At 65.5% G+C, this 13,593-nt stretch carries 10 protein-coding genes and 1 riboswitch; of the genes, 5 read left to right on the top strand and 5 right to left on the bottom strand.

Going from position 1 to position 13,593, the window contains the following annotated elements:
• Window positions 1-76 precede the first annotated feature (76 nt).
• The 3 genes from QK290_RS08965 to QK290_RS08955 are packed head-to-tail and all read left to right on the top strand — an operon-like array spanning window position 77 to window position 3,709.
• On the top strand, window positions 77-787 hold the full coding sequence (locus tag QK290_RS08965; RefSeq protein WP_282330333.1) for a glycoside hydrolase family 16 protein: 711 nt from the start codon (window positions 77-79) through the stop codon (window positions 785-787).
• Window positions 771-2,699 (top strand): hypothetical protein, encoded by a 1,929-nt coding sequence (locus QK290_RS08960; protein WP_282330332.1) that lies wholly within the window; start codon window positions 771-773, stop codon window positions 2,697-2,699. Before QK290_RS08965 ends, QK290_RS08960 begins: the two co-directional genes overlap by 17 nt.
• Window positions 2,696-3,709, top strand: a complete 1,014-nt coding sequence (locus tag QK290_RS08955) for an aminoglycoside phosphotransferase family protein (protein WP_282330331.1) — start codon at window positions 2,696-2,698, stop codon at window positions 3,707-3,709. The genes QK290_RS08960 and QK290_RS08955 overlap by 4 nt, the downstream gene beginning before the upstream one ends.
• 14 nt (window positions 3,710-3,723) lie before the next feature.
• Here QK290_RS08955 and QK290_RS08950 read toward each other — a convergent pair whose 3' ends face one another.
• The 5 genes from QK290_RS08950 to QK290_RS08930 form a co-directional block, all read right to left on the bottom strand.
• Complete coding sequence (locus QK290_RS08950) at window positions 3,724-5,175, bottom strand: lipopolysaccharide biosynthesis protein (RefSeq protein ID WP_282330330.1); 1,452 nt, start codon at window positions 5,173-5,175, stop codon at window positions 3,724-3,726.
• Window positions 5,172-6,338 carry a glycosyltransferase gene (locus QK290_RS08945; RefSeq protein ID WP_282330329.1) on the bottom strand — a complete coding sequence of 389 codons (1,167 nt, stop codon included), beginning with the start codon at window positions 6,336-6,338 and terminating at the stop codon, window positions 5,172-5,174. Before QK290_RS08945 ends, QK290_RS08950 begins: the two co-directional genes overlap by 4 nt.
• 150 nt (window positions 6,339-6,488) lie before the next feature.
• The gene (locus QK290_RS08940) at window positions 6,489-7,601 is read right to left on the bottom strand and encodes a glycoside hydrolase family 16 protein (RefSeq protein WP_282330328.1); all 1,113 of its coding nucleotides are present in this window, start codon (window positions 7,599-7,601) and stop codon (window positions 6,489-6,491) included.
• Between the two features lie 5 nt (window positions 7,602-7,606).
• A riboswitch (cyclic di-AMP (ydaO/yuaA leader) is annotated at window positions 7,607-7,771 on the bottom strand.
• A gap of 286 nt (window positions 7,772-8,057) precedes the next feature.
• A complete protein-coding gene (locus QK290_RS08935; protein ID WP_282330327.1) occupies window positions 8,058-9,221 on the bottom strand; it encodes a DegT/DnrJ/EryC1/StrS family aminotransferase in 1,164 nt (387 codons plus the stop codon).
• Window positions 9,222-9,418: 197 nt separating this feature from the next.
• Window positions 9,419-12,109, bottom strand: a complete 2,691-nt coding sequence (locus QK290_RS08930) for a LuxR family transcriptional regulator (RefSeq protein WP_282330326.1) — start codon at window positions 12,107-12,109, stop codon at window positions 9,419-9,421.
• Between the two features lie 444 nt (window positions 12,110-12,553).
• On the opposite strand from QK290_RS08930, the gene rpsF reads away from it, so the two are divergent.
• Window positions 12,554-12,859 (top strand): 30S ribosomal protein S6, encoded by a 306-nt coding sequence (gene rpsF / locus QK290_RS08925; RefSeq protein WP_011693941.1) that lies wholly within the window; start codon window positions 12,554-12,556, stop codon window positions 12,857-12,859.
• 73 nt (window positions 12,860-12,932) lie between these two features.
• Window positions 12,933-13,526 carry a single-stranded DNA-binding protein gene (locus QK290_RS08920; RefSeq protein ID WP_282330325.1) on the top strand — a complete coding sequence of 198 codons (594 nt, stop codon included), beginning with the start codon at window positions 12,933-12,935 and terminating at the stop codon, window positions 13,524-13,526.
• Window positions 13,527-13,593: the final 67 nt, after the last annotated feature.

Genomic DNA, 13,593 nt, shown 5'->3' with positions numbered 1-13,593 from the left:
GACCATTGTTGCGTCAGCGGCACTAATTTCGGGAGCAGTTTGGATTCCGGCCGCAATCACGGAAAGGTCAACAGAAATGCCTGTCGGGGATCTTCCCGGATGGAAACAAACGGGTGCGCAGGGTTTTACGACGTCGGCGGGCGCGGGGAAAGTGGGCGACGCCTACGGCGCCGAGATGAGGGGATACGCCGGCTTTGCCGACAGTTCGGGCAGAGGGGCCTACGCGCCGGACCAAGTTCTCTCCGTGAAGGACGGAAAGCTTGACTATTTTCTCCATTCCGCAGCAGGTTCCCCCCAGGTGGCCAGCGTCATTCCGTTCGGTTATGCCGGTCAGACCTACGGCAGATACTCCATCAGATTCAGATACGATTCCATGCCTGGCTATAAAATTGCCTTTCTGCTGTGGCCTGTCAGCGACAACTGGCATGAAGGTGAGATTGACTGGCCCGAGGGGGGCCTTGATGGGCCGCTTTATGGCGGATCAGCGATAAAGGACTCCCTGGCCAACGGCGCCGTGAAGTTCGATCCGCCAGAGCGCAGTTTTACGCCCACGGGACCGGGCCGTTGGCATGTGGCGACGACGGAGTGGACACCGGGGAAGGTGCAGTGGTTCTTCGACGGCCGCCTCATCGATCAGACGACGCTGCCGTCAGGGGTTCCTGACACTCCGATGCGGTGGACGTTGCAGGCTGAGACGTCGGATCGCGCCACTGGAACCTATCCCGCCGCAACAACATCCGGGCATCTGCAGATCGATTGGGCGGTGCAGTATGCCTACGCGCCCTGAAACAACGGAACAGGTGCCGGTCATGGAGCCCAACGTCACCGCGGCCCTGCACGCCCTTGATGGGTCCGGGCTGCCCTGGCTCCTCCTGCGGGGGGAAGATGACCTGGCGCAGCCCTCGGGCGACGTGGACATTCTCGTCGCCAGCGGGTTGCTGCCGGTTCTGGACGGCTTGCTTGAAGCGGCCGGCTTCCGCCGTGTCCTTGCCCCGGGCCATGGCAGCCACCGGTTCTACTTCTGTTATTCGGCCACCGCTGAAGCCTGGGTGAAGCTGGACATTGTTTCGGACATAGCGTTCGGGCCGTATCAACAATGGCGGACCTCACTCGCGCTGCCCTGTTTGGGCCGGCGCGTGCGGAGCGGCCCGTTGTGGCTCCCGGCGCCGCCGGATCAGGCCTGGCTGCAACTGCTCCACCTGTTCCTGGACAAAGGGCAGATCGCGCCACCCCGAATGGAGGCTGTCGGCAATGCGGCCGCCGCGGCTTCGGCCGACGATTTCATTGCCCGGTTTGTTGACCGCCGCATGGGACCCGGCACAGCCGCGAACGTCCTGGAGCTGGTCCGGACAGTCAGGTTCGACGGCGTGCCCGCCGCCGCGGCCGCGATGACGTCCAGGTGGTCCGGCGGCCCGGCCGTACCGCGGCTGATCGCCGCAAGGCACCGGGGCCTTCGGCTGCTCGGCGCCCGGCTCCAGGACCGTGGGCCCGTGGTGGGGGTGATGGCTCCCGACGGCGCCGGCAAGACCACGCTGCTCCGCGGACTCCAGGCCGCCGTACCGCTGCCGACCAAATATGTGTACATGGGCATGTGGGGGGCGGGTCCCTGGGATTCCTGGCTCGGCAGGGTTCCCGGCGGACGCAGCGCCAAGAAGGTCTACCGGGTGGTCCGCGGCGGGCTGCTGGCCAGGTCCTGGAGCCTGCTCGGCCGGCTCGTGCTGATGGACCGGGTGCCTTACGACGCCCTTTTGCCCGGGGCTGTCCCGGACTGCCCGGGCCGGGCCGTGGACAGCGCCCTGAACGGCATCCTGGCGAAAGTCACCAGCGCCGTTGCCTTGATGGTGGTCGGGCCTCCTGACCTGCTCCTGGTCCTCGATGTCCCCGGCCAGGTCATGTTCGACAGGAAGGGTGAGCACTCGCCTGAAATCCTGGAGGGCTGGCGCCTGGCTTATCGGAACATTGCCGCCCAGCTGCCGGGTAGCTACGTCATTGACGCCGCACAGGCCCAGGAGCGCGTTCTCGGCGAGTCGACCGGGCTGGTGTGGCGGCGAATCGCACCGGCACCGGTACCGGCACCGGCACCGCGGGCAGGACAGGGCCCCGGCGCCGGGGCCGGCGAGGAAACAGCAGACGCCCTGTCATTGCACCTTTGGAGGCTGCTGGACTGGCGGTTCCTGCTCCCTGACCTGCAGGCCCGAAGCGTCGCGTACGGCGGCGCAACGGCCCCGGATATGGCGGCCGCCCTTCATTTGCTGGATCCCTCAGTGACTGCCCTTCCACCGGACCAACACCCGGGCGGTACCTACGGCGTCGTGCTCCTCACCGCCCCCGATCGGGCAGCATTCAGGTCTGCCTTGGCCGCGGTGGAACCCGGCGGCTGGATGTGCGTCGAGGCACGGCGTTCACTGTTCCAACGGTCTGGGCCCCGCACCCTGAAAGGATGGAAGAACGCGCTTGTCCGCAGCGGGTTCCAGGACGTCAGCGTCTTCTGGAATGCACCGTCGCTGGACCATACCGCCCGCATTGTTCCGGTGGCGTCAGCAGTAGGGATCAGGGACACGCTGGCACTGCACAAGGATGTCCGTTTCGGTCGAGCCAAGTCCCTCGCCGCACGGCTGGCCCTGATACTCGGCCTGTTTGACCTGGCTGTGCCGGAAGGTACCGTCACAGGCCGGCGCCCACCCGAGGAGCCGCAGTGACTTTCATCGACCGATTCCTGGCGGAGCATTACCAGGAGCTTGAGCTGGATAGATACGGTATCGGCAGGCGCTGGGAAAGTGTCCTGCTGACGCCCAGGTTTGTCACATCCAGGCATGTGGTGGCTCTGGTTTTTGCGGCCGGAGCCACCGAACCCAGCCTCGTGGTCAAGGTGCCGCGGCAGCCGGGCGAGAACGACAGTGTGCGCCATGAAGCCGACGTCCTGCGGCAGCTCAACACGGGTGCTGAAGGGTCCGCCAGCGGCATCCCGCAGGTGGTCACCGTCTGCGACGTCGGCGCCCATACGGTACTCGTCGAAACTGCGGTGACTGGAGCACCCTTGGACCCCCGGCTGGTGGCTGCGGACCTGCGCGGCGCCGTCAGTGCGGGCACTGCCTTTGTGGACGCGCTGCCTTGCACGCAGGCTGCCGCCCGGAATGAAGGCTGGTACAACCGGACCATCAGCCATCCCCTGGAGGCGCTCACCGGACTCGTGTCCCGGGAACCCGAGATCGCTGCGCTGGTGGAACGGACCCACGAGATACTGGCGCCGCTGCGCCACGCGCAGCTTCCCGCCGTCGTCGAGCATGGCGACTTGAGCCACCCCAATCTCTTCCTTAAGCCCGATGGAGGGTTGCAGGTGGTGGACTGGGAACGGGCCCGCACCGACGGCGTTCCCGGGCATGACCTGGTCTTCTACCTCCAGTACCTGAGTGAATCAAGCGCCAAGGCTTTCGACCGCGGCAGCCAGGTCGCCGCCTTTGACAATGCGTTCGGCCCGGGTGGGTGGGCGCTGGCACACCTCGCCGGCCATCTGGGAATGCGTGGGGTGGATGCTGCGTTGGTTCCCTTGCTGGTCATCGCAACCTGGGCCAGATCGGCAGCCACGCTGGCGTATCGGCTTGAGGGCCAGGCCGAGGCTGCCCACGGAACAGAAAAGCTCCGTCAGGCCGTGGCGTCCGACAGGGACTTCTGGCTCTGGCGCCACGCGGTGCAAGGCCAGCGCCCGTAGCCTGGGCATGCGTGTCAGGCTCGTCGTACGAACTTCAGCAACTCACGGTACAGGGACGGGAAACCCAGACGCAGAATCGCGTAAACCAGGCCGACCGCCACAACCACCACGACGGCGGTCGTCACCACCGGGCCAAGGACCGGAAGGGCCAACGTGCCCAGCCCGGCCACGGCCACAGCAGCCCCACAGACCAGGCCTGGCGCGGCGGCGCGCACCAGGCGCCGAGCCCTGATCTTGATTACCCGGGCGGCGACCACCTGCATTCCGCAGGCGAAAAAAAACGCCACGGCAAGTTGCGCGGCTGCCACGCCAACTATGCCCCACTGGGCGGCGACCAGCAGGACCGGTACGAGAATCACCAGCCGGACCACAGAAATCGCGATGGAGAGCCCCGGCCGTCCAAGGGCCTTGTACACGTCGTTGGCACCCGCGCCCAGCGACCGCACGGCTGCGTACAGGGCCAGGAAGATCAGCGGCAGCACGGCGTCGGTCCACTTCTGGCCAAAAAGCAGGGGAACCAGGACCGGTGCCAGGACGGCCAGGCCCACGCCGGCGGTGACGCCGTACAAGGTCTGGATCTGGACGCTCTTCAGGTAGCCGTCGCGGAGCCTGTCCGGATCCGAGCGCACCTGAGCGTAGAGCGGGAAAAGGACGGTGGACAGTACAAAGAAGATGTTGAGGATCAGGGCCTCCGGAAGCCTGAACGCCAGGGTGTAGTAGCCCAGGGCCTGCGCCCCCAGCAAGAGCCCGATGATGAGGTAGTCGACGTCGAAGATCAGCCGGGCCAGTAGGCTGCTTCCCGCCACGGGGGCCCCGTAGGCAATGTTTGCCCGGAGAGCGTCCCTGCCCACCCGCCAGATCTGCCACGGCGCATTCCTGCGGACCAGGAACCAGCACGTGAGCGCATACGCAACGGACCCCGCGGCCGTGCCGACTGCCAGTGACAACGCGCCGTGGCCCGTGAAGGCCAGCACCAGGGTCACCGTTCCCATGGTGGCGGCCCGGATCACGGGTGCTGCGGTCAGCGGCTTGAACTTCAGGTCCCGTCGCAGCAGGGCTTCCGGGACCGCCCCGAAGGATGTGGCCAACACAGAAACCCCCAGCACCTGGACGAGGGGCGCCGCGCCCGGAAGGTTGAAGAGGCCTGCGAGCCAGGGCGCGGTCAGGACGGCGGCGGAGGCCAGGACCGTTCCGAGCAGCACGGAGATGAACAAGGCGGAACGCGCGATGACGCCCGTGCGGGGCAAATAGACCAGTGCCTGTGCCACGCCGGCGTCGGCAACGGTTTCGGCGTAGGCCATGAGAACCAGGGCCAGCGCCACCAGGCCGTACTCCTCGGGGGACAGAAGCCGGGCCAGGACGATGGTGGTGACCAGGATGATCACCTTTCCGGCAACGAATGCCAGTCCTTGCCACGCTGCGCCCCGGACAGCGGTCCGGGCCAGATCCCCGGGTGCGTACGTCACGCTGGTGACTTTCCGGACTGGAGGCCGGTGCCGCCGGAGCGGATCGCGGCGCCCACCTCATCCAGGTAGTCCTCCGCGACAGTCCGCCACGTCCGGAGGGCCCCGCCGCCGGAGGACAGCTGGTGCCGGTCGGGCGTGGTCAGCCGCCGCACAACGTGATCAACGAACGCCCCCGTGTCCGGTTCGACGGCCAGCAAGGGATGGGGATCCTGCTCGCGGGCGGCCATGGGCGTCGCAACCACCGGGAGCCCGGCGGCCAGCGCCTCGCGCACGGAGTTCCGGATGCCCACACCGTGTTCATCGGGAAAGACTGCGACGTCGGCGGCGTGGAAGACCTCCAGGACCGACGGCACGTTGGCGAGGACCTCCACCCGGGGGCCGGCCAAGGCTTGTACTGAGGCCTCGGGGCGCCGGCCCGCGAGCACAAACCGGGCCTCTGGAACCTGTTGCCACACCAGCGGGGCGATCTTCTTGATCAGGACGGTTGCGCTGTCGATGTTGGGACCGTAGTTCAGGCTGCCGACAAAACAGGCCACCGGACCGTTCCGTCTGGAGGCGTCGCGCACCGACTCCTCGGCCCCGTTGGGAACGCTCCTGACGGACCGCGCCAGCCGTTCCGACCAAGTGAGCGCATCCGCGGCGCCAACGGTGAGGAGCTGGGCACGCGCGGGAAGGCGCCTTTCGGCAAGCAGGGCCAGGATCTCACGGGCACGGTAGGCAGGACGGAGGATGCCGGCAGTGGCCGTGTCCATCGCGGCGCGGACCGACCAGGGATCCACAGTCTGCAAAACCAGCGGGCCGCGCACCGAGTTGGCCAGGAAGAGGGCGTGCGGACCATGGATCAGGGTGGCATCGTGTTGGCCGGAGAGTTGTGCCGCGGTGGCAATGGCTTTGGCAGTGGACCGCTGGTGCTTGCCGAGGCCGGTCAGGCCAAAGACAGACATGATGGTGGCCCAGGCACGGCTGCGGGTGGGCATCACATGCACGGCGTCGCAGCGGGCGCGGATTACGGCTGGCACGTCCACCGGTCCGGCGAAGGTCAGGAGCGTCACGGCGACATCACCGGGAAGGTTCCGCAGCACCTCGAACGGAATCATGGAACTGCCGTCCCCCAGCATGGGGTCCCGGTTGGGCACGCTTTCTGTGACGTACAGAAGCTTCATTGCAAGAGTTTACGGGAGTAGCGGAACATTCCACCGGTCCGGCGCCGACAACTGCGGGTTTACACAGTAAAGGAAGCCGGCGAATAAAAGAAAGCGGACGACGGCGGGAGGTCCCGCCGTCGTCCGCTCACCTTACGTGCGTGACGCTGTTTACTGCCAGGCGCGCACGTAGTCGACCTGAACCTGCGAGGCAGCCCCATAGGCGGGTGCGGTGCTGGACGCGCCAACGTTCAGCACGATGTACTGGGGCGCGCCGCCGTCGTCCGTGGGGTAGGACTTGACCTTCACTCCGTCGAAGTAGACGTCGGAGGAGGTAGCCGTGCGGTGCAGGCCGTAGGTGTGGAAGCTGTTGCCCCAGTTTCCGGGAACGGTTCCCTGGTTGTGGGCCCCGGAGGTTGAGTGGTAGTTCACGGTCATCTTGCCGCTGAGGACCTCGGCGATGTCGTTCTCGCCGTTGGTGGGCCAGGTCTGGCCGGTGGTCCAGAATGCGGGCCAGTTGTAGAGGTTGGTGCCGTCACCGGGGAACTTGATCCGGGCCTCGACGTAGCCGGTGCCGAACTGGTAGCCGGTGGTGGCGCCGCCCTTGGGGTTCGTTGAAACCAGGGAGCCCGACGACGACGAGTTCAGTGAGAGGACAAGGTTGCCGCCGTTGACGGAAACGTTGCTGGGGCTGGTGCTGACCTTGTTCATGGTGCCGCAGTTGGAGGAGAACCAGCAGTTGGACCATTTGGACGCGTCCAGGGCCGTGCCGTTGAATTCGTCGGCAAAAGCCATGGTCCACGCACCGGGCACACCAGCCGGCATGGCGCCCGTTGCCGCCAGCGGCGCCAAGGTGGGTGCCGGCGCGGGAGCAGCCGTCGCTGTCGCCGTTGCCGTCGTCGGGGCGGGTGCCGGCGCGGGAGCAGCCGTGGTCGTTGCAGGCGCCGGGGCCGGAGCTGTGATCGGCTCGGTGGAGGGGTCTGTGGCCGGCAGCGGTGCCGGAACAGGGTTGGTGTTGCGCTTGACCTGTCCCGGTGCCTGGGCGCGACTGGACGTGTCCGCGACGCGGCTCAATTCGGCACTTTGGGGTGCCTGGTCGGAGACTTGGCCGAGGGCAACGACTCCCAGCAGCGCGACGAGCGCGGCCGCGGTCAGCGACATGTTGCGCTGGGTCTTGGCACGGCTGGCGGACTTCTTCAGCACAGACCGCCGCTGGGTGGGCGCGGCGGCTTCTTCGGAATAAGGGCGCGCGTCAGGGCGCGGCTGATCATTGGGTGCAGACATGGGTGATTACCTCTCAACGCCTGCGGAGTTAGCTGTCGGGTTCGGATGAGGCCATCCGGCCGCGCAATGCGGCTTCACCCCAGGGCCGGCTTAAAGCCGTGGCCCGGACACTCTGGGTCCCCCGCCTCTGCCTGAAACCTAGTGGATCCCGAACGCGGCAGAGTTAGACGTCATCCGGGATTGGGGCCGGCTGGGGCGGCCCACTGATCGACCCTACAGGACCGGACGTGATTAATCACAATCAGGTAACGGAAGTCACGACGGCGGTGCGTCCCCTTGCGCTCGGCGTTCCTTACCCTCGGCTTTGCGTGATCGATGGGGTGGGCCGGGACGCCTACCCACGTTTCGCCATCGGGCACGTTGCTCAGAACATGGGACCCGAGCGTGACAGAGGCTGTCAGGGTCACGTTCTTCAGGAGAATGCTGCCGCGGCCGATCCGGCAGCCCTCAGGGCGCTCACCGGTGGACCCCGGCGGCCGCCCGAACGCTGTTCATGATGCGGTTCAGGCCCACGTTGTCCAGGCCGTGGAAAATCGGGAGAACCAGGGTCCGGTCGGTCAGCCGTTCGGTGGTCTGAAGACCTGCGTTGCCTGTATCCCGCCACCGGTAGGCAGGTTGCCGGTGTGCCGCCATGGCGCCGCGGCGTGCCGAAATTCCGGCATCGGCCAGGCGGGCCAGGAGCCCTTCACGGTCCGTCGCGAAGCCCGGGAGGACTTCGAGCCAGAAGGACTGGAAGTTGGTGGTCCCGTACGGCGGGTCGGCCACAAACCGGAGCCCGGCCAGGCCGGAAAGGCCTGCCTCATACCTCGCGGCGATTTCCCGGCGGCGAGCCACTATCCCGGCCAGCCGGCCCAGCTGCACAATGCCGACGGCGGCCTGCAGATCCGTCATCTGGTAGTCGAAGCCGACCTCGACATACACCTCGGGTGCGGCCATGCGGGACCGGCGGTGGTTCGCCGCCGCCACGCTCAGGGAGTGGCCGCGCAGGCTCCTGGCCCGGGCCGCCCAGTCCGCCCGGTGGGTTGTGAGCATGCCGCCCTCGCCCGTAGTCACCACGTTGTCCCGGTGGAACGACCACACGGCAATGTCCGCCCCCGCGCCCACGGGCCTGCCCTTGTATTCTGAGCCAACAGCCGAGCCGGCGTCTTCGATCACGGTGATTTCGTGACGGTCGCACAGCTCGCGGACGGGATCCAGGTCAACCGGAACGCCGCCCTGGTCCACCACGATCACGGCCCGCGTGTCAAGGGTCAGTGCGGCCCGGACCGCAGGTGCGGTCACGGTGCCTGTGGCCGGGTCCACGTCGCAGAAGACGGGCCGTGCCCCGACATACGTCACCGCATTCGCGGCGGCGATGAAGGCCAGTGATGGAACAACCACGTCGTCCCCGGGGCCGATACCGGCCACCACCAGGGCCAGGTGCAGCGCGGTGGTGCTGCTGGAGGTCGCCACCGCGTGGCGCACCTCCTGGACGGCGCTGAACTTCGTCTCGAACGCCTGGACCTTCGGCCCCTGCGTCAGCATGCCGGAGGCGAGGACCTCCGCCACGGCGCGGGCTTCGTCCTCGCCGAGCCAGGATTCCATGACGTTGATGCGGGCCAGGACGGTTTCAGCCGTCATCTGGCACCGGCCTTCGCGGCGGCCGTTCTCATGTTCGAGTCCTTCCCACATTCGCCCCAGGGAGTGCGCAGTTCGTACCGCAAAATTAGTCTGCTGGGTGCCGTTACGGTGCCGAAAGCCGGCTGCCGTGTGGGCATCGGCCCGGAACAATGCGGGAACTGCGGGTACCTGCAGGGCGGTAGTGCCCGGTTGGAGGGCTAAAGGATGGAAAGGATTAGTGGTTCCTTGGCCTGTGTGGCTTCCATGCCGGCAGCGAGGGCCGTCAGCTGCGCGCGTGATTCCACTCCGAGCTTCCGGTAGATCGCGGTGAGGCGCACTTCCACGGTCCTGACGGAGACATAGAGGGTGGCCGCGATTTCCTTGTTCCGCATCCCGCGGGCCACCATTTGGGCCAATACGCGTTCGTGGTCTGCAAGCGTCAGGATCGCGGGGCTGACGAGCGCACCGGCTGGTGCCACTCGTTCGTAGAGCAGCAGCGAGTCGACATGCTTGGCCCAGGCGCGGGCACCAGCTTCGTCGAACATCACTTTCGCTCGGAGCAGTAGGTCCCGGGCGCTCCGGAGGCGGCCTAAGGTGCCAAGCCGTTCGGCGTAGCACAGCACGGTCCGGGCGCGTTCCAGCAGTGATTCCTGCGGGTTCCTGCCAGCGAGTGCGTCACTGAAAAGCTGCAGTGACTGTTCACCGTCCGCCAGCATGGCCCGGCTCCGGGCAACAGCCGTCATGAGCCACGGGGAACGCAGGCCCACTGCCTGGCTCTCCAGATGCCACAGTGCTTGGGCGGCTTCCCTGTGCCGGCCAAGCCTGACCAGGACTTCCACCAAATCGGCCGCGCATCGGAGCAGTGTTGGGTTGCTGAAAGCCTGGCCTATTTCCGCTGCCCGGGACAGCTGCGCGAACGCCTCGGCCAGGTTGCCGCGCATGAGGGCAAAATGGCCCTGGCACGCGGCCAGCTGCGCCGTGACCGCGGGATGGCTTTCCCCGCCTGAGAAGTGCTGGGAGTCTGCTGTGTAGGTGCGGGCAAGCTCCTCGTCTCCGATCGTGTTGGCCCGCCAGATCCGGAAGACGTGCCGCATTCCCCGGTGATATTTGGTTTCCGGTTGCGCGAGCTCAAGATCCTCGATCATTCTCACCGCTTTCCGGACGTTGCCGGCACGGATTTCGTTGTCCACCGCGAGAAAGTCTGCGGTTTCGCGATAGTTGACTGTGTTTGCCTCCAGGAAGGTCCGCACCCGGGCGAAGGCCTCCTGGGCGGCTATGTGGTGTTCGGAGTAGCTCAGCGCACGACCCTGCACCAGAAGGACGGCAGCTGTTTCGTTCCCGCCGTCGGGCCTGCGGCTCTGCTCCGGCTTCCCGCTGATCACGTCGATGAGTTGCATGGCGCTCTCGGCCATGGCAAGGCCATCGGGGGAGGCGTGGTCCTTAAACTCGCCGGCGCACCCCAGCAGACTGGTGGCGTCCGCAAGCTCCCAACGGTCCGCGTAATACAGTGCGCCGGCCACGAGCAGGCGGTTTGCGAAGGCCGGATCATGCTGGCCGAGCTCCTTCACCAGCCGGATCACCATGCTGGAGCGCACGGCTCCACCCTGCATGAATTGGATTTCGAAGGCGAGGCCGGTCAGGCGAAGGATCAGGGCTGGGTTCCGTGTCACGCGTTGCGCCCAGTCCAGGTAGCGCTTGGCGTAAACGAATTCTCCTCGGTTCAGCAGCAGTTCGGCCGCCGTGGTGAGTCTCGCGGCCGTCTCCGCTTCCCACGGGTTGATGGTCAGTGCCCGTTCGATGTATTCAATGGCGAACGGCACCTCGCCGCTCCGGATCAGGTCAACGGCAAAGCGGAGCAGCCCAAACGGGGTCTGCCGCTCCAGGGCAGTAAAGCTCAGGTGCCAGCGGTGGGCGTATGGATCTGCGGGTTCCGCCGCTTCCGCCATGGAACGGTGGCCGGCTGTCCGCATCGCTGGCATCATTGCCGCATAGACGTAGCCCCGAAGCAACTGATCCCGGATCCGCAGATGCGGCCCGGACCTGCTCACCATGCCACTTGCTAGCAGTTCGTCGATTCCGCCCCACAGCGGGTCGTAGGCACCTCCCAAGGTGGCGATGTCACTGCGGCAGGACAGGGAAAGCAGGTTGAGAACCTGCCTCGCGACCGGCGAAAGCCCCCCCACGATGGCAGCGAACTCCGCTTCGAAACTACCCTTGCCGGGCAGTGGTACGGGCAGTGCGTATTTTCCTTCAGCCGCGCGTTCCAGCAACAACCTGAAAAGCTCGACGGCGGCAAGCGGGTTCCCCTTGGTGGCCGCAGCGACTGTGTGGACCGCCGCCGTCGCGGTCTGGCGCGAGGGGATGGCCTCCAGCATCAGGACCGTGTCGTTGTAGCTCAACGGCCCCAGTTGGAGGGCCGGAAGGGATGCGAACGGGCTGTCCGGCGATTCTTCCCGCGCGCTGATGAACAGGACAATGTCGGTGCCGGACAGGCGGCGGGCCAGGAATCCGATCACAGCCTGGCTGCTGGGGTCCAGTTGGTCTGCGTCGTCAATGACAATGATGTTCCGTGAGGATGAGCGCTGGTGAAGTCCGTTCAGTAGCATCGTGGACACGGTGGGAACGCTCATGGCGCCGGTTGAATCCCGCAGCAGTTCGTCCGCGAACCGGCTGAGGACGGGATCATCGATGCCGTTCAACAGTGCGGTGAGGCCGGACAGCGGCCAGTCCGATTCGGACGAGCAGGCTCTTAGAACAACAGTCCGGTAGTCCGACAGGCGCGGGATTTCGGACAGTAACGCAGACTTGCCCATGCCGTGCCGGCCCACAATCGTCAGGGCGGACTCGGTAGGCCTGCGAATCACCGAGAGGATCCGGTTCAACTCTTTGGTTCGCCCTATTAACGACATGCGGTCCCCATCTGTTCATCGAAGGAGAGACCACTGCTGCTTGCATTTCACATTTGACGAGGTCCGTCCGGTCATTTCGTGACCGTTCGGACCGGACTTTCTGGCGCCGTCATCGGGACCAGCACGGTACCCAGCCGTTGGATAGCAATATAGCTTCAGTGATGCTCCTGCACCAGCGAAGTCCCGGCGCTAAGGTACTCATTTTTGGCCCGGCCCTACTTGGAAAGTTATCCACATACGCGCATCCCGGCTTCCGCGCCCGCACCAGGACGCTTAGCCTTGTGTCAAGCGCGAATCGCCTATCCGGTTCAAATGCACTAAGATGTTGAAGTCTGTGCTGCGCCCTGCCTCCGTTTTGTTGGCCGGGCATCGCACGGCATCGCAAATGAACCTCCTGTTACGGAAATGCCGTAACCGCTTAGCCCAAAGGAGGTGGGTTCACATATGCGTCCTTACGAATTGATGGTAATCATCGACCCCGAGGTCGAAGAGCGTACCGTTGAGCCGTCGCTTCAGAAATTCCTGAACGTCATCACCAACGATGGTGGAACCATCGAAAAGGTTGACATCTGGGGCCGTCGTCGACTGGCTTACGAGATCAAGAAGAAGTCCGAAGGTATCTACGCCGTGGTGAACTTCACCGCCAAGCCTGACACCGCCAAGGAACTTGACCGCCAGTTGTCTCTTAACGAGACCATCATGCGCACCAAGATCACCCGCCCCGAAGAGCAGAAGGTCGTTGCTGAGTAACTTCAGCTCCAATTTTCATTCTTTACCCCGCAGGATCGAATTCTTCACCCAGGATCGAACAAGGAGGCAGTAGATGGCAGGCGAAACCACCATTACGGTCATCGGTAATCTCACCAATGACCCGGAATTGCGGTTCACACCGTCAGGTTCGGCAGTAGCGAACTTCACCATCGCTTCCACCCCGCGCACCTTTGACCGCCAGTCCAATGAGTGGAAGGACGGGGAAACCCTGTTCCTCCGCGCAGCGGTATGGCGTGAAGCAGCCGAGAACGTTGCCGAGTCCCTCACCAAGGGCATGCGCGTGATTGTTTCCGGCCGTTTGAAGAGCCGTTCCTACGAAACAAAAGAAGGCGAAAAGCGCACCGTTATGGAGCTCGAAGTCGATGAAATCGGCCCGAGCCTGCGTTACGCCAATGCCAAGGTCAACCGCACCCAGCGCTCCGGCGGTGGGGGTGCCGGAAACGGCGCGCAGGGTGGCTTCGGCGGCGGCAACAGCGGCGGTGGCTTCGGAGGCGGCAACTCTGGTGGAAACCAGGGCGGCAACTCCGGTGGAAGCTTCGGTGGCGGCAACCAGCCCGCTGCACAGGAGGATCCCTGGGCAACGCCCGGTGTCTCCAACGCAGGCGGCGGCTGGGGCAACGGCCCCGATTCCGAACCTCCCTTCTAAACCAATCATTTAGGCCCGACGCCGGGACCGCCGAAAGTGCCGCAAGGCACCGGACGTGACTGCCGCC

Origin of the sequence: Pseudarthrobacter sp. AL07, assembly GCF_029960665.1 — a bacterium.
Taxonomy (GTDB): domain Bacteria; phylum Actinomycetota; class Actinomycetes; order Actinomycetales; family Micrococcaceae; genus Arthrobacter.
This window is presented reverse-complemented; position numbering and strand designations above follow the sequence as displayed.